At 31.1% G+C, this 16,740-nt stretch carries 12 protein-coding genes; 4 read left to right on the forward strand and 8 right to left on the reverse strand.

Features of this window, described 5'->3' with window-relative positions; translation table 11 throughout:
- Window positions 1-38 precede the first annotated feature (38 nt).
- Window positions 39-1,637 (reverse strand): DUF5723 family protein, encoded by a 1,599-nt coding sequence (locus V9L05_RS22685; RefSeq protein WP_338815806.1) that lies wholly within the window; start codon window positions 1,635-1,637, stop codon window positions 39-41.
- 220 nt (window positions 1,638-1,857) lie between these two features.
- Here V9L05_RS22685 and V9L05_RS22690 point away from each other — a divergent pair, with 220 nt between their 5' ends.
- The gene (locus tag V9L05_RS22690; RefSeq protein ID WP_338815807.1) at window positions 1,858-3,096 is read left to right on the forward strand and encodes an anhydro-N-acetylmuramic acid kinase; all 1,239 of its coding nucleotides are present in this window, start codon (window positions 1,858-1,860) and stop codon (window positions 3,094-3,096) included.
- On the opposite strand, the gene V9L05_RS22695 is transcribed toward V9L05_RS22690, so the two are convergent.
- A complete protein-coding gene (locus V9L05_RS22695; protein WP_338790955.1) occupies window positions 3,054-3,299 on the reverse strand; it encodes a hypothetical protein in 246 nt (81 codons plus the stop codon). The two genes, V9L05_RS22690 and V9L05_RS22695, sit on opposite strands and share 43 nt — an antisense overlap.
- Before the next feature lie 716 nt (window positions 3,300-4,015).
- Between V9L05_RS22695 and V9L05_RS22700 the strand changes: the two genes are divergently transcribed.
- Window positions 4,016-5,947, forward strand: a complete 1,932-nt coding sequence (locus V9L05_RS22700) for a DNA topoisomerase IV subunit B (RefSeq protein WP_338815808.1) — start codon at window positions 4,016-4,018, stop codon at window positions 5,945-5,947.
- Window positions 5,948-6,087: 140 nt separating this feature from the next.
- Complete coding sequence (locus V9L05_RS22705) at window positions 6,088-6,858, forward strand: enoyl-CoA hydratase-related protein (RefSeq protein ID WP_338815809.1); 771 nt, start codon at window positions 6,088-6,090, stop codon at window positions 6,856-6,858.
- Window positions 6,859-6,956: 98 nt separating this feature from the next.
- Here V9L05_RS22705 and V9L05_RS22710 read toward each other — a convergent pair whose 3' ends face one another.
- The 6 genes from V9L05_RS22710 to V9L05_RS22735 form a co-directional block, all read right to left on the reverse strand.
- Window positions 6,957-9,164, reverse strand: a complete 2,208-nt coding sequence (locus V9L05_RS22710) for a carotenoid oxygenase family protein (RefSeq protein ID WP_338815810.1) — start codon at window positions 9,162-9,164, stop codon at window positions 6,957-6,959.
- Window positions 9,165-9,338: 174 nt separating this feature from the next.
- Entirely contained in the window at window positions 9,339-11,522 is a 2,184-nt protein-coding gene (locus V9L05_RS22715; RefSeq protein WP_338815811.1) for a glutamine synthetase III, read from the reverse strand.
- Between the two features lie 195 nt (window positions 11,523-11,717).
- On the reverse strand, window positions 11,718-12,485 hold the full coding sequence (locus V9L05_RS22720; RefSeq protein ID WP_338815430.1) for a hypothetical protein: 768 nt from the start codon (window positions 12,483-12,485) through the stop codon (window positions 11,718-11,720).
- A 17-nt stretch (window positions 12,486-12,502) separates the two neighbouring features.
- Entirely contained in the window at window positions 12,503-13,246 is a 744-nt protein-coding gene (locus V9L05_RS22725) for a hypothetical protein (RefSeq protein ID WP_338815431.1), read from the reverse strand.
- Between the two features lie 156 nt (window positions 13,247-13,402).
- Window positions 13,403-14,803: a class II fumarate hydratase gene (gene fumC / locus V9L05_RS22730; protein ID WP_338815432.1), complete on the reverse strand. Its 1,401-nt coding sequence runs from the start codon at window positions 14,801-14,803 to the stop codon at window positions 13,403-13,405.
- Window positions 14,804-14,931: 128 nt separating this feature from the next.
- A complete protein-coding gene (locus V9L05_RS22735; RefSeq protein ID WP_338815433.1) occupies window positions 14,932-15,474 on the reverse strand; it encodes a hypothetical protein in 543 nt (180 codons plus the stop codon).
- A gap of 291 nt (window positions 15,475-15,765) precedes the next feature.
- On the opposite strand from V9L05_RS22735, the gene V9L05_RS22740 reads away from it, so the two are divergent.
- On the forward strand, window positions 15,766-16,614 hold the full coding sequence (locus V9L05_RS22740; RefSeq protein WP_338790964.1) for a M23 family metallopeptidase: 849 nt from the start codon (window positions 15,766-15,768) through the stop codon (window positions 16,612-16,614).
- Window positions 16,615-16,740 lie beyond the last annotated feature (126 nt).

Genomic DNA, 16,740 nt, shown 5'->3' on the forward strand with positions numbered 1-16,740 from the left:
ATCTAATTTTCAATTGGGTTAAAAATACTTGCTTAGTTTTAAAACTTAAAACGTAGAAAGCCGAGTGCAAATGAAATATTGTTTCCACCACCTTCTATATCTCCAATAAAGGATGAAATATCTTGTGTACTAAATCCTGCCTCATAATGTCCTCTTCGTGCATGATAGGTTAAGCCAAAAGGAATATTAAGATTAAAATCTTGATTTCCTCCTGTACTTAGTCCCGAAGAAATTGTCAGTAATTTGTTTATACGAAGATCGCCACCAATAGCATATAAATTACTCGCTAAACTACCAGGAGCATCTATATTAAGAGGTACAACTACATCAAAGCCTAAATGAGCTGTTTTGAAAAATTCATAACTTCCTCCTACACGCAACATAGCAGGCAATTCATCATCAAATTTTTCGCTGCCTTCCCAAGATAAAGCAGAACCTTCTCCTCCAAGTTGAAATGTTTCAGGAGAGTAGGCAATAAAATTGTAGTTATCAAAACCTGTTCCTTGTGTTTGTGCTAAGATTCCGTCAGTAATATTATATACATTTCCTGTCCAAGACATTTTTCCATAATTAATAAGAGAAGCACCTAGATATAAATTTCTTTTAATAACTATATTAAGACCTAAATCAATTCCGTAACCATTGCCAATAGGTTTGGGTAAAGCAAAACGAGCAAAACCATTTTTAGGTTGATAGCCAACATTAGTTGGGCTAGGAATATCAAAACCTTCTATCGGAAAAGAAGGCGATAAAGCAATGGTTTCACCAATAAAGACATTATTTTGTGACTCCAAATCTATAAGTGTAATACCACTAATATAACGTACTCCCAAACCAGCAAACACTTGGACATTATAACTATCCACTATTTTTTTTCCGTAGGCAAAGTTATACTCTCTTGTCCAAAGCATCTGAATAGTAGAATTATTCATAACTTCACCATAGGTTTGTGACTCGCTTTCTGGACGAAAACCAAAAACAACTTGATCTCTTATATCTTGAGATAAATCTTGACTATTTGAAATAGTTTGTCCATTTGATAGCAAAAGATTCGTAAAATAAGAAGCATTTTGTCCCAAAAATAAAATTTCACTAAGCGTAGAATTAGTTTTACTATAGAAATCTAATCGATCACGGATGCTAAATGCAAAACCACCTAGTTTTTCAGAACTAATATGCATGCCAAATAAAGTAGCATTGATAGTAGTTGAAAGAGAAGCATTGGGCAAATCTTTTGCAGCTTTTTGTTTCTCAGCATAAGTAAGTTGATAGTTGTTTCCATTATTAAAAGCTTTAGGAAAATAGCTCTTCAAAATCTGACTAAATGTTACGTTTTCTGTATAAAAACCAATATTCCCCTCTAAAAAGCCAAATGTAATTTTGGGATCTCTAAAACTTTTACGAATAGCTAAATTAGCAGGATTAACGCCAATAGCTTGATAGTCAGTTGCAAAAGTAGTAGCTACTCCTCCTCGTCCTGTTACTCCATAAGAAGTGAGTTCTTGTCCAAAAAGAGTTGTATTTGCCAGAAAAAATAAAATAAGTATAAAAAATACTTGTTTTACTACAACTGTATGGAATAAATTATTAAAATTTAAAATTTTAGAAAATCTTTGTAGTAGATAAGTTGATTTCATTTATTTGTTGATTAAAATCTTTAACTAAAATCCTAAATGCTATATTAAGATTGATAGACAGAAGTACAGATAAAAGATATTAAGACAGAAAATAGCATCTTGTTTTGTAATTAGTACCAAAAATTACTTAGATTCTCTCAAACAAACAACTTTATTGAAATTTTAATTTTTTATTTTAGAATATACTATAATTTTACTGTCATTAAATAGACTTATTCCTATGTCAAAACTAATTATGAAAAATATTTATCATAGTATCGGACTTATGTCTGGTACTTCATTAGATGGACTTGATATTGCACTCTGCCAGTTTGAAAATCAGATAAAAAACAACCTTTCCTTATGGAACTACAAAATTATCAAAACAGAATTTATAGAATATGACCAAATTTGGAAACAAAAATTACAAAATGCACATCTTCTCTCAGCCTTAGAACTTAAAAGATTAGAAACAGAATGGACACATTTTTTAATAGAAAATATAAATAAATTTGTTTTACAAAGTGATAGGTTTGATTTGTCTTCTTTAGATTGTATTTCTTCACACGGACATACTATTTTTCATCAGCCATTGATAAAGAATGATAGAAGAAATCAAGTGAGTGAAGAATTTGGTTTTACATTTCAAATAGGAAATGGAGCTATGTTAGCAGCAAAAACTGGTTTCACAACAGTCTGTGATTTTCGCCAAACAGATGTTGCTTTAGGTGGACAAGGTGCGCCACTTGTTCCGATAGGTGATGAGCTTCTTTTTTCTGATTATGATTTTTGTCTGAATTTGGGAGGAATAGCAAATGTTTCTTTTAATAAGAATAGCAATGAGCATGAAAAGAGTATAAATTCTCGTTTTGCTTTCGATATCTGTCCTTGTAATATGGTGCTAAATTATCTTTCGAACAAAATAGGTTTTGAGTATGATAAAGGAGGAAATTTAGCAAAAGAAGGAAAAATCAATGAAAAAGCACTTCAAAAGTTAAATGCGTTAGATTTTTATAAAGAGGATTATCCTAAATCTTTGGGTAGAGAGTGGGTAGAAGAGTTTGTCTTTCCTTTATTAGAATCACAAATTTCAAATACAAACAAAATAGAAGAGATAATAATTAAAGATTTATTACATACTTGTACCTATCATTCAGCTTTCCAAATTGCAGAAAGCATCAAAAAAATTGAGTTAAACAGCCTATCAAAATCAAAAAAGAAAGTATTGATTACAGGAGGAGGAGCTTATAATGATTTATTAATCAGTTATTTGGAGCAATTATTACCAAAAATTGAAATAGTAAAAGGAGATAAAACACTTATCGCTTACAAAGAAGCTCTAATTTTTGCCTTTTTGGGAGTTTTGAGGTTGAGAGAAGAAACAAATACATTAGCCTCAGTTACAGGAGCAACAAAAAATAGTTGTGGAGGAAGTATTTATTTAGGAGAATCAGAACTACCTATGCTTTCTGGAGTATGAATAACAGGTTGAGAAACAGTTTGAATCATATAGTTTTTCGGTTCAGAATTTTTGGTATGAATAAGTTTATCAGAAGAATTTTCAGTTTCTTGTCTTTCTTGTACCTTCATAAAAAGAGCAAAAATAAACAAAGGTAATATTACAAGAGCTGACCATTGCAAAGCTGTAAGTTTGAATTTTCTTTTGATATTAGAATGATTCATTATAATTATTTTTTGTGTTAGTTGTGTATTTTGTTTTAACAATCAACAGTTTTAAAATCTTTTTTGTTAAAAATTACTCAAAAAAATAGATTTCAAGCAAAATAATAATCAATAAGTTTTATTTGTGTGGTAGGTTGTTAATGCAAATTTAAGTGTTTTATTTGAGAATAAAAATTACATTGTGTTTTTTGAGTGGTTTTTCGGTCAAATTAATTTTCTGACTGATGAAATTTTTAATTTAGGTTTGAATCTATTACTCTAAGCACGAAATTTTTTATGAAAAGTAGTTGTCTTAAATTGGTTTTCTACATAAAAGGTCATCACGGTTATTTTTGTATAACAGTCTGGAAGACTGTTGAATTTGATAAAATACTGTTTCTGATGTTCAGACTGGAAGTCTGAACTACCTTAATATAAACCGTGATAAGTTTTATGGAATAAAAATTATAAGACCATTTTTATTTGAATTTGTTTTTGTATAGACAAGTAGAATCAGTCTAAAACTTATTACTAAATAAATTAAATTTGCTTTTTGCTAAATTAATTAGCATTTTTGTAAAGGAATTCAAGAATATTTTTTTTAAATCTGATTTTACTCAAAAATTAATCATCTTTGCAAAGTATTTGATTTATTAAGTAAAAAAGAGATTTCATTCTCTTCTAACAAGAATAAATATAACAAACTAAAGATAAAATATAGAAATTTATATATAAATATGGCTCAAAATACACCTTCTACTGGAAATTCGACTTATAATGAAGACAGTATACGTTCACTAGATTGGCGTGAACACATTCGTCTTCGCCCAGGTATGTATATCGGAAAATTGGGTGATGGTTCGGCACAAGATGATGGAATCTATGTTCTTGTAAAAGAAGTAGTCGATAACTGTATTGACGAATTTGTGATGGGACATGGAAAGCGCATCGAAATCAAAATTGAAGATCATAGAGTTTCAGTTCGTGATTTTGGGCGTGGAATTCCACTCGGAAAAGTCATTGATTGTGTCTCCAAAATTAATACAGGTGCAAAATATGATTCAGAAGCATTTAAAAAATCTGTTGGTCTGAATGGGGTTGGTACAAAGGCTGTCAATGCCCTTTCTACGCATTTTAGTGTAAAATCTACCCGAGAAGGAAAGTCAAAAGTGGCTGAATTTCATCAAGGAGTTTTGAAAAATGATTTGCCTATTGTAGATGAAAATGCAAAAAATGGAACATTTGTAGTTTTTGAACCTGATAATTCTATTTTCAAAAATTATCGTTTTATTCCTGAATATTTGGAAGAACAAATTTGGAATTATGCCTTTCTGAATGCAGGATTGACAATAAACTATAACGGCAAAAATTTCTATTCTAACAAAGGTTTGTATGACCTTTTGATGAGAAAAGTAAATGAAGAGTCATTACGTTATCCAATTATTCATTTAAAAGGAGAAGATATTGAAGTTGCCTTTAGTCATACCAACGATTATGGAGAAGATTATTATTCGTTTGTAAACGGACAATATACTACACAAGGAGGAACGCATTTAGCAGCTTTTAGAGAGGCGATAGTAAAGACAATTCGTGATTTTTATGGTAAAAACTTTGATGCCTCAGATATTCGTCAGTCAATAGCTGGTGCAATTGCAATAAAAGTTCAAGAACCTGTTTTTGAATCTCAAACTAAGACAAAATTAGGCTCTCAAAATATTTCTCCAGATTCAAATTCACCTAGTGTACGTCATTTCATTAATGATTTTCTTAGAAAAGAACTAGATAATTATCTACATAAAAATCCAACGGTTGCAGATGCTATTTTGAAGCGAATTTTGCAATCTGAAAGAGAACGCAAAGAAATTTCAGGTATTAAGAAAATTGCTAATGAAAGAGCAAAGAAAGCAAGTGTTCACAATAAAAAATTGCGTGATTGTCGTGTTCATTTTGACGACAACAAAGGCGATGAGGAAATAAAAAGACAGACAACTATTTTTATTACCGAGGGAGATTCGGCAAGTGGAAGTCTTACCAAAGCTAGAAATGTACAGACACAAGCTGTTTTTTCACTTCGTGGAAAGCCATTGAATTGTTTTAGTCAGACCAAAAAAGTAGTTTATGAAAATGAAGAATTTAATCTTCTTTTCCATGCTTTAAATATTGAAGATGGATTAGATGGACTTCGTTTTAATAGAATTGTTTTGGCAACGGATGCCGATATTGATGGAATGCACATTCGACTACTTATGATGACTTTCTTTTTACATTTCTTCCCTGATTTAGTAAAAAAAGGACATTTACATATTTTAGAAACACCATTATTTAGAGTTCGAAATAAAAAGGAAACTATCTATTGTTATTCAGAAGAAGAAAAACAAACGGCTATAAATAAATTAGGCAAACAAGCCGAAATTACACGATTCAAAGGTTTGGGAGAGATTTCACCTGACGAATTTGGACAGTTTATAGATGAAAATATGAGGCTTCAACCTGTAATTTTGAATAAATCAACTTCTATTTCAGATCTTCTGACTTATTATATGGGCAAAAATACTCGTGAACGTCAAGAGTTTATTATCGATAACTTGAAAGTAGAAAAAGATGCAGTCGAAGATGAAGAGGGAAATAAAATTGAAGTTATTGTTCAAGGTGATTTAGAAACTGTTTAAATTTTCTGTAATTCATAATATCAAACCCTAAGGGACTTCGAAGACCCTTAGGGTTTTTGATGCAATCTTTTTGATTAAACTAAAATTCATTTTATCTTTAATCCTTCAATAATTTCAAAAACACACATATTTCAAAAAAAATGTACACCAACTACGAAGTCAAAAACCGAATTGCTTTTATTACACTCAATCGTCCAGAAAAAAGAAATGCCTTTAGTGATGAATTGGTAGAAGAACTAAAAAGTAACTTTTCGAAAGCTGAAAATGACTCAACTGTAAAAGTTATAGTTTTGAAGGCAAATGGTGATGTTTTTTGTGCAGGTGCAGATTTGGGGTATTTACAGACACTCCAGACAAATTCTTATCAAGAAAATTTAGGTGATTCTTCTTCTTTGAAAGATTTGTATGAACAGATTTATATGCTTTCAAAGCCTACTGTTGCACAGGTGCAAGGTCATGCGTTGGCTGGTGGTTGTGGTTTAGTGTCAGTTTGTGATTTTGCTTTTTCTGTTCCAAAGGCAAAATATGGCTATACAGAAGTAAAAATTGGTTTTGTTCCTGCGATTGTGATGTATTTTCTGATTCGTAAAATCGGAGAAGCTCGTGCAAGACATTTACTTATTTCTGGTAATCTTATTAAAGCCGAAAAAGCCGAACAGTACGGAATTGTTACCGAAATTGTAGAAGCTGAAAATTTAGAACAAACTGTTTTAGATTTTTGTCAGAATATGTGTGATACAAATTCTGGCGAAGCAATGAAATTAACAAAACAGGCTATTTTGGATGTACAGGAAAAAACGATTCCAGATGCGCTTCGTTATGCTGCCGAACTTAATGCAAAAGCAAGAATGACAGAAGATTGTAAAAAAGGAATTGGTGCATTTTTGAATAAAGAAAAAATTAGTTGGTAAATCATTATGTAGAATACTCTTTAGAGTGTGAAATTGTAATATAAAACAAACAGGAATTTGATAAAATTTTATCAAATTCCTTGTTTATTGAATTTATTTTACTCAAAAAATGGAAAAACATGTTCATTCATAAATTTGTGTAATTCTTTTCTTTTTTTCTTTGAACTTAACTTTTCTATTTGACTTTGATAATCTCGTCTTAGATTTACTTGATAATCAGATTTTCGTTTTTCTAAATAAGGAATCCAAGCAGAATGTAAAGTAAAAAAATAGATAAGTGAAGGATGATGTAAAATACAAATAGCTCCTTTTTTCAGATTAGCAGCATCAAAAATCCAAATTTCACGTTCATAATTTGTATCTGGTTTTTGTCCTTTGCCATTTACCATCATACAAAAAATATAGCCATCAATAGAAGGTGATATTGATTTGTCAGAATCTGCTTTTGTTTCTTTGCGAGGTATAAATTGTAAAGAACGAATTTCATAGTTTTTAGGGAATTCATAAAAATCTATTATTTCCATCTTGTCAGTATCCAAACAAGTAAGCGTTGCAGGAATTTCTTGTAAGGTATAATTTTCTATGTCTTTTAAAGGAACAATTCTATTTGGATAATTTTTATAAGAATTATAGACAAAACGGGTAAGTCGGCGATGTTCTATTCCAGAACATTGCCAATAAATATGTTGTATTTTGGAATGAGGAACAGACTCAGAAATAATATCTCTATGGGTATATAAACCCACTCCCCAAGTATGTGCGCCTACTTTTTGAGGTTGTTCTGTATCTTTTTCTTGTTTGATATTTCCAATATTGTGATAGAGTTCTTTTTTGATAAATTTTTCATTTTCTACATCAATCACAAACTTTCCCATTCTTGCTATATCCATTTCTCCAACAGCTAAAATACCTGCTGTTCCTTCTTCAATAGGAGTATCTTTTGGAAAGTTTACAATTTTATCATAATAACGAACCCATTCAGACAAGCATGCCCCTGCATTATTTGCAGTATAAAAGGTTATTTGTCCATTTGGATTTTCATAATTAGTTGTGAAATGTATGGTTTCAAGTGGAATGTGAAATTGTTTTACTTTTACAGTATCAATATCTTCTGTCAAATCTTGCCTTCTGACAATATACATTTTGGTATAAGGAAGTTGTTTGCTGGCGACAAGTTCACGCAATATTTTATTAAAATTTGGATTTTGAGGAAATGGATTATTCATCAGAACATCCAATCCTACCTTAAAAGAGGCATCAATCAATAAAATATAATCTTTACTTAGACTAGTTTGGTGCATACATTGAAGAATATTAATAGGTGTTCCGTCTTCTTGTGTAAGTTTCCAAGTGTGTATTGCTTCATCTCCTTCCCATTTCATAAGGTATAAAATGGGTTCTGTTGTTGTTTTTAAATTTGTTAGATTTTTGAATCTATTTTTAATCCAAGTGGAAGTCTTTTGAACAAAGCTAATTTCGTCATCTATATTTACTCTATTTTGATTATAATTAGCTTTGCTATGAAGTTTGGTAAAATAGCTATAAATTTCATTTTTTGAAACTTGATTTGCTCTCAAAACTGCATGTTTGAAATGATTTTTGATAGATGTTCTTTTTTGAATCAAGCCTTCACCAATCCGAATCAGGGAAGCAGCATTTTTCGAACCTTTTACATAATTGACTGTAAATATTTCTTTTGTAATTGGGTCAAAACTAGGATGTGCGCTAGTTTGATGAATAGGAAAAATCCAATCTATAAAAGGAACATTTTTGGCTTGCCATTGCTCATTTGTTCCAATAGGAGTAATGACTTTTAATGTATTTATATCAATTTCAAAAGGTCGTCCCAAATCTGAAGTGGCAAGCATTCTAATACAATCTTCATTTTTTGTTTTGAAAGGTGTAATGGCTGTACTTAATAAATTTCTTGCACCTAGTTCGAAGGAAATACGAGAAATGCCCATATTTGAAAAACCATATTTTTTATTTCTTGCTGTACCTTGCTTTGAAGCCAAATCTGCGTAATAAGAAGGTGGTTTGAGTAAGCGAGATTTGACTGTTACTTTTCCTGTTTTATCAAAATCAAAACGAAAAACCATACTATCTCCATTCAGAATAGGACTTCCATATTCTGAATTTGCTTTTCCATCAGAAGTAGTTTTTGGATAGGGCAGACCATTAGAGTTTACTGAACCAACAGAAGAATTGACAAATATATGTCCAAAAATATCAGTAGGAATGTTTCCTTCTTTGACTAAAAGTTCGATATCTAATTCTTCTCTACTTGCAGAAACTAATGGTTGCATAAATGATGTAAGGTATATAGATAGTTGTTTAAAATTTTTATTTTTAAAATAGAAATAAAAATGTAAAATTCGGACTATTTTCGAATAAAAAAAAGGAATTTGATATTTTTTATCAAATTCCTTTTTTTGTCTCTTACTCTGAATGTAGATATTTAAAAACACATAAACAAAGAGTTACCTCACAAACAAAAGTTCACGATATTTAGGAAGTTGCCACATTTCATCATCGACAAACTGCTCTAATTTATCAGTTTCATAACGAATTTTATCAAAATAAGGCTTTATTTTGTTGCAATAAGCATCTGCTCCTTCTGTTGGCTCTAGTAGGTTTGCTTTCTTGCGTTCGTTTATCATTTCTTTAACGAGGTTGGTAGCTTTATTGACATGTTTAGCAATTCTACGAGCTGTATCTGTTATCATTTCTAAATCATCACCCAAACCAATTTTTTGCATTTTATGGATTGTTTCGGTAAGTTCTCCCAAATATTTCATAGCAGAAGGAATGACATGATTTATTGTCAAGTCACCTATCAAACGAGATTCAATCTGAACTTGGTGCAAGTAATTTTCTAAATGAATTTCTTGACGTGCTTCAATTTCTTGTTCTGTCAAGATAGCATTATCTGTAAATAATTTTCTTCCTTTTTTAGTAAGATTAGCTGTAAGAGCTTCTGGAGTCGTTCTTAAATTAGAAAGACCTCGTTTTTTAGCTTCTTCTGCCCACTCATCACTATAATTATTGCCTTCAAAACGAATTGCTTTTGATTCTTTGATATAACGACGAAGAACATTAACGATAGCTAATTCTCTTTTTTCTCCATTTGCTTCTGCTTTTTCTACTTCATCATGGAATTTTACAAGTTGATCAGCAACTGCCGTATTCAAAACCATCATAGGAAGTGAACAGTTGGCAGTAGAACCAACAGCACGGAATTCGAATTTATTTCCTGTAAAAGCAAAAGGTGAAGTACGATTTCTGTCTGTATTGTCTAACAAAATTGGTGGAATTTTATCAATTCCTAACTTGATATACATATTGTCTCCTTTACCAACTTCTACTTTTGCATTTTCTTCTAATTCGTTCAATACTTTATCAAGTTGTGAACCTACAAAAACAGAAATAATTGCTGGAGGTGCTTCATTTGCACCCAAACGATAATCATTTGAGTCAGAAGCAATACTTGCACGAAGCAAATCGGCATGTTCGTGAACAGCTTTAATTGTATTTACAAAAAAGGCTAAAAACTGTAAATTTTCTTTTGGCTTATTAGAAGGAGCTAATAAATTTTTACCTGTATCTGTACTTAAAGCCCAGTTGTTGTGTTTTCCACTTCCGTTTACACCTTGAAATGGCTTTTCATGGAAAAGAACTTTCAAGTTATGACGTTCTGCCACTCTGCTCATTACATCCATCAAAACCATATTGTGATCGACAGCTACGTTTACTTCCTCAAATTGTGGCGCACATTCAAACTGTGCAGGTGCAACTTCATTATGACGAGTAGTAATTGGAATACCTAATTTTAATGATTCAATTTCGAAGTCTTGCATAAATGCTTTTACTCTTGAAGGAATCGAACCAAAATAATGATCATCTAATTGCTGACCACGAGCTGGTGCATGACTCAAAACAGTACGACCACCAAGCATTAAATCATGACGAGCATAGAATAGTGCTTTATCCACTACAAAAAATTCTTGCTCAACACCCAAAGTAATTGTAACTTTATTTACATTTCTATCAAAAAGACGACAAACATTAGTGGCAGCACGATTCAGTAAGTCAATAGAACGAATCAAAGGTGTTTTGTGGTCTAGTGCCTCGCCTGTATAAGATACAAAAAGCGAAGGAATACAAAGTGTTTTTCCTCCTCCACTCTCTACAATAAAAGCAGGAGAAGAAGGATCCCAAGCTGTATAACCACGAGCTTCAAAAGTTACACGAAGTCCACCACTAGGAAAAGAAGATGCATCAGGTTCTTGCTGAACAAGTGTAGAACCTTTAAATTCTTCTAAAGGAGTTCCTTCTGCATTCGGACGGAAAAAAGAATCATGTTTTTCTGCACTTGTGCCACGCAATGGCTGAAACCAGTGTGTATAATGCGTAACACCATTTTCGATTGCCCATGCTTTCATTCCAGAAGCCACAGCATCAGCAAGACGAGTGTCTATTTTTTGACTTTTTTCGACGGCTGTTTTTAGGTTTTTGTATGTTGTAGAAGACAAATAGCGTTGCATTGCTTTGTCATTAAAAACATTTACTCCAAAGTAATCAGAGATACGATTAGATGGTGGAGTTACTTTTACTTCTGGGCGATTTTTGGCATCTTTTAATGCTTCAAAACGAATATGTGACATAAATAGAAATTTTGAGAGAATAAGGTGTTAAATTAAAACTATTGTTGAATTGGTTTTTTGCATCAATTCTATAAATAAAGTTGATTTTCTAAAAAAATGACCTTTAAATATAAGGCAAATATAAATAAAGTTTATCAATTTATAATTAATGCCCTCAAATATTAACCCTTTAATTCTATTTATGTTTTATATTTTTTAAACCCATTCTATTGGCGCAGCAATATTTTTATATGCAATGTAGTTTTGAAGAGAAGAATCAATTTTAAAAACTACTTTTGTTTTCTTTGAAAGCTCAGATATTAATTTTATAAATCCTTGTTGCTCATTAAAATCAATATAATTTATAGAAATAAATATTGGTTCTAAAACTGTCTCAGGCAAATCATCTCCTATAATATGGAAATTAGAATGAAGGTTGTCGTTATTTTCGCTAATTTTTTTCACTAAAAATATAATTTGTGTAATATTCTTATAAGGAATATCATCTTTTAAATCCCAACCTTTTACTAGTCTTAATTCAGAATATCCTATAATTATTTCATTTAAGGAAAAAAATGAAGATGATAAATATATTAATGTTATTAGTATGGCAAACACAATACAAATGTATTTAAAGTAGCCACTAAATAAAAAATCCAATGTATAGACAGATAAAATCGCTAAAATGATAGCTATAATTATACTAGACTTAGGTTCTTTTTCTTTTATTTTAAAATAGTTTGGTGCATCATAATTTAATACTAAAGTTTTATTTTTAGGAATAACTGTTAAAGTCTGACTTTGCTCACAATGTCTGTTTCCTATATACTCCCAACTTTCTTTCAAAAAAGCAGATTTACAAGAAGCACAAAAAACAACTTTATCATTTTCTTTTATCAAATCCCCTGTAATTGGGTCTTTTCGTTCTTGATTGAGAAAATCAAAGTGTTCTTGAAGTGTTAGCGTATGTATATTATATTTCATAATTTGAAACAGTGTACTTAAAGCCATTCTATTTTTACAGGAATATCTTTTCCTTTGATTGCATTTTTATAACGAGAATCTATTTTCAAAACAACTTGTGTATAACGAGATAAATAGTTTACAAAATCTAATAACTCTTCGTTTTTGTGAAACTCAAGATACTTTTTCTCTAATGGTATTTTTGTACTAGTACCATTAGTTTGTTTTATGTAAATATAACTTGATGTAGATTTTGAGTGATTGCAGTTAATAGTTATGTATTTTATTTCTCTATACTCTATTTTTATTTCACCTATTATTTTCTTTATGCTCAAATAGGAACTGTATAAATTTATCTTAGTAGTAGGCATAACTAGAATTCCTATGGTAACAGGAATAAGAAAAGCAATGAGACCAATTACAAGCAGAGCTAACGAATCATCTGAACTAATAGAAACAAAGCTAAAAGCTACTATTTCAAGTATCAAGACACCTAAAAACTTTGTGAAAATATCTTCTTTAGGAACTAGAGCTAGAAAAGTTAGTAAACCTATTTTAAGCTCCAAGTTACTCTGTTTTGGAATAATTTCTAAGGTTTGATTTTGCTCACAATGTCTATTTCCCAAATACTCCCAACTCTCCTTCAAAAAAGCAGATTTACAAGAACTACAAATCACGACTTCATCATTTTCCTTTATCAAATCGCCTGTAATTGGGTCTTTGCGTTCTTGATTGAGAAAATCAAAGTAATTTTGAGTAGATAATTTGTGAATATGTATCATTTTTTTTGATAAATAAAGCAGAATAAAAAAAAGAGTGCAGACTATAATTTACGTAAAAATAATTATTTAGGTTAAAGTATTTTTTATCAAAAAATAACCCACACACGCCATAAAAAACGTATGTGGGAATTGTATATATCTTTTTATATTAAAAAATTACTTCAAAGAACCTGTCATTTCAGCAGGAACAACCCACTTATCAAATTCTTCTGAAGTTAAATATTCTAATTCGACAGCAGCCTGACGAAGAGTTTTGTTTTCTTGATGCGCTTTTTTAGCAATTTTGGCAGATTTTTCGTAACCAATATGCGTATTGAGAGCAGTAACAAGCATTAATGAATTTTCTAAATGTTGTTGAATAATTTCATTGTTTGGCTTGATACCAGCAGCACAATTATCTGTGAAAGAAACACAAGCATCACCAATCAAACGAGCAGATTGAAGTACATTTGCAGCAATCAGAGGTTTAAAGACATTGAGTTCGAAGTGTCCGTTTGAACCACCCACCGAAACGGCAACGTCATTTCCCATTACTTGAGCGCAAACCATTGTCAATGCTTCTGGCTGTGTAGGATTTACTTTCCCAGGCATAATAGAAGAGCCTGGTTCGTTGTCTGGAATAATAATTTCTCCAATTCCACAACGAGGTCCCGAACTGAGCATACGAATATCATTTGCAATTTTCATAAGCGAAACAGCAGTGCGTTTCAATGCTCCTGAAAGCTCCACCATTGCGTCATGAGCAGCTAACGCCTCAAATTTATTTGGTGCTGTTACGAAAGGCAAACCTGTAAGATTTGCAATTTTTTGAGCCACCAAAACATCATATCCTTTTGGTGTATTTAGTCCAGTTCCTACAGCAGTTCCTCCTAAAGCTAATTCTTTTACCATTTCTAGCGCATTTTTGATGCAACGCAAAGAATTATTTAACTGCTGAACATAGCCAGAAAATTCTTGTCCTAATGTAAGTGGAGTAGCATCCATAAAGTGAGTACGACCTGTTTTTACGATGTCTTTAAACTCTTCTACTTTGTTTTGAAGTGCATCACGTAATTTCTCAATTCCTTTAATGGTATTTTCTGTTACCAATTTATAGGCTGCAATGTGCATTGCTGTAGGAAAAGTATCGTTTGAAGATTGTGATTTGTTTACATCATCGTTTGGATGCAATGCTTTTTTCTCATCTGTCAGTGTACCACCTTGCAAAACATGTCCACGATAAGCAACTACTTCGTTTACATTCATATTTGACTGCGTTCCTGAACCTGTTTGCCAAATTACTAAAGGAAATTCTTTATCTAATTTTCCTTCCAAAATTTCATCACAGGCTTTTCCGATAAGGTCACTTTTTTCTTTTGCCAAAACTCCTAGTTCTGTGTTGGCTTGTGCAGCAGCTTTTTTGAGATATGCAAAGGCATAAATAATTTCTTTTGGCATAGAAGCCTCATCGCCTATCTTGAAATTATTGCGACTACGCTCTGTTTGTGCGCCCCAGTATTTTTCGGCAGGGACTTTTACCTCGCCCATTGTATCACGCTCAATACGAAAATCTGACATATATTTTTTATTATTAAGTCGTCGGTGAGCACACCGACAACGGCAAGTGAAGAATTAAAATGATAGTAAAATTACTCACTTTGTTTTGGCATTGCAAATTTTGAGATTCGTTTTGAACAGATTTGAAATTAATCTTCTATAAAAACATTGTCATATTGATAACAGCTTATCTCCTCTAATTTATGATTGGTTTCAATTCCAATAGATTTTGCGATTGAAATAATCTTACTTCCTTGACCTATATTTTTCAAATTTTCTTCTTCAAAAGGTAAAGGCTTTCCTATATTTTCTATTAATTCCCCACCCTTAAAATCAGGATCATCTACAATATATTTACGACGAAGTAATCCATTTTTATAATAGGTAACATCAAAGGAATAATCACAATCGCCCATAGAACAATAAAACAAATCATATTTTTCTCCTAACTTATCGATTTTCTTTCTAAAAGAATCAGAATGCCATAAATTATACCACCAATTATCCATAATATGAACCCATTCTTTATCCCTTGTGATGAAAAGTAATTGTTTAATATCATCTTCTATATTTATTATTTTACAATTATCAAACTCTAAAAATTCAAGAATCTGTGCATCTGATAAATGATTTAGACCTTTTATAAAAATAAAAAATGGACTGTGAAAACTACCTGTGTGTTTATCTATCATTTTGGTATAAATTTATTCGATACAAAAAACATATAGACTTGTTTTTTATAATCCGTGAAGAGTTAAAATGATAGTAAAATTACTCCCTTTGTTTTTGCATTGCAAATTTTGAAGGGTTTCTATGAGGTAAATCATATCTAAAAAATAGCTAAATCTAGTACAATCAGAGCAATAATTTATGTATTTTTTATATAGTCCTCAAAAAATACGTATTTTTGTGATTCATTTCCGATTATTATTTATCAGATAATGGTCTTATCTAACATTCAATCACTAATCACTAACAAGACTTTGAATCAGAAAAAAACATTTTGGCAATGGTTTACGCATCATTATTTGATGGTATTTCGTGATGAAGAAAATTTTGAAAAACTAAGAACTATTCGTTTTAACTTTGCAAAAGTTGTGGTTATTTTGACTGGTTTTGTTTTGCTTATTTTTATACCTTCTTATTTTTTGGCAAAAGCCATTACTGATTATCAAATTTCTACTTCTGAAAATCCACAAGCTAGACTTTTTAAACTAATGGAAAAGTCAGATTCTTTAGAAGCCATTGTGGCAGGACAAAATGAATATTATGAAAATCTAAGGCAAATTTTGGGTGGAAATATTCCAAAAGATGAAATTTCAGAAGATTCTACTGAAAGTACTATCAATACACAAGATTTGGATTTAGAGCAAATAGATTCTATTGATTTAGCTTTCAGAAAACAATTTGAAAAAGAAGATTCTAAAACAAAAGGATTACGAACTTCAAAAAGTGAGCTACAACAAGTTTTATTTTTCTCTCCTATTTCAGGAATAGTAACTAACCAATATAATTCAGCTAGTTCGCATTTTGGAGTTGATGTAGTTGCACCAAAAAATGAAGTTATTAAAGCTGCTGCTGACGGAACAGTTATTTTGTCGTCTTGGACACAAGATTCTGGACATACATTAGCTATTCAACATAAACATCAATTGGTTTCTTTTTACAAACATAATTCTGTTTTACTCAAAAAAGTAGGTGAGATAGTAAAAGCTGGAGATCCAGTTGCTGTTATTGGAAACTCTGGCGAACTTACAGATGGTCCACATTTGCATTTTGAGCTTTGGTATGAAGGAAATCCTGTTAATCCACAAGATTTTATTTCTTTTTAATTTCGTTTGATTCGTTAGTAGGATACTGACAACGATAAAAAAGAATCGTCGGTAAGGAGACCGACAATAGTAAAACACAAATAAACTTATGTTACACTGTATTCAATTGAAAACATCTAAATTCTA

Origin of the sequence: Bernardetia sp. Wsw4-3y2 (assembly GCF_037126295.1) — a bacterium.
In the GTDB taxonomy this organism is placed as follows: domain Bacteria; phylum Bacteroidota; class Bacteroidia; order Cytophagales; family Bernardetiaceae; genus Bernardetia.

What these genes read in the sequence shown, in the direction of transcription:
- V9L05_RS22710 (WP_338815810.1), bottom strand. Translation starts at nt 9,164, where the DNA reads ATGCAACCATTAGTTTCTGCAAGTAGAGAAGAATTAGATATCGAACTT.
- V9L05_RS22705 (WP_338815809.1), top strand. Translation starts at nt 6,088, where the DNA reads ATGTACACCAACTACGAAGTCAAAAACCGAATTGCTTTTATTACACTC.
- V9L05_RS22685 (WP_338815806.1), bottom strand. Translation starts at nt 1,637, where the DNA reads ATGAAATCAACTTATCTACTACAAAGATTTTCTAAAATTTTAAATTTT.
- V9L05_RS22725 (WP_338815431.1), bottom strand. Translation starts at nt 13,246, where the DNA reads ATGATACATATTCACAAATTATCTACTCAAAATTACTTTGATTTTCTC.
- V9L05_RS22735 (WP_338815433.1), bottom strand. Translation starts at nt 15,474, where the DNA reads ATGATAGATAAACACACAGGTAGTTTTCACAGTCCATTTTTTATTTTT.
- V9L05_RS22715 (WP_338815811.1), bottom strand. Translation starts at nt 11,522, where the DNA reads ATGTCACATATTCGTTTTGAAGCATTAAAAGATGCCAAAAATCGCCCA.
- V9L05_RS22695 (WP_338790955.1), bottom strand. Translation starts at nt 3,299, where the DNA reads ATGAATCATTCTAATATCAAAAGAAAATTCAAACTTACAGCTTTGCAA.
- V9L05_RS22700 (WP_338815808.1), top strand. Translation starts at nt 4,016, where the DNA reads ATGGCTCAAAATACACCTTCTACTGGAAATTCGACTTATAATGAAGAC.
- V9L05_RS22720 (WP_338815430.1), bottom strand. Translation starts at nt 12,485, where the DNA reads ATGAAATATAATATACATACGCTAACACTTCAAGAACACTTTGATTTT.
- fumC (WP_338815432.1), bottom strand. Translation starts at nt 14,803, where the DNA reads ATGTCAGATTTTCGTATTGAGCGTGATACAATGGGCGAGGTAAAAGTC.
- V9L05_RS22690 (WP_338815807.1), top strand. Translation starts at nt 1,858, where the DNA reads ATGTCAAAACTAATTATGAAAAATATTTATCATAGTATCGGACTTATG.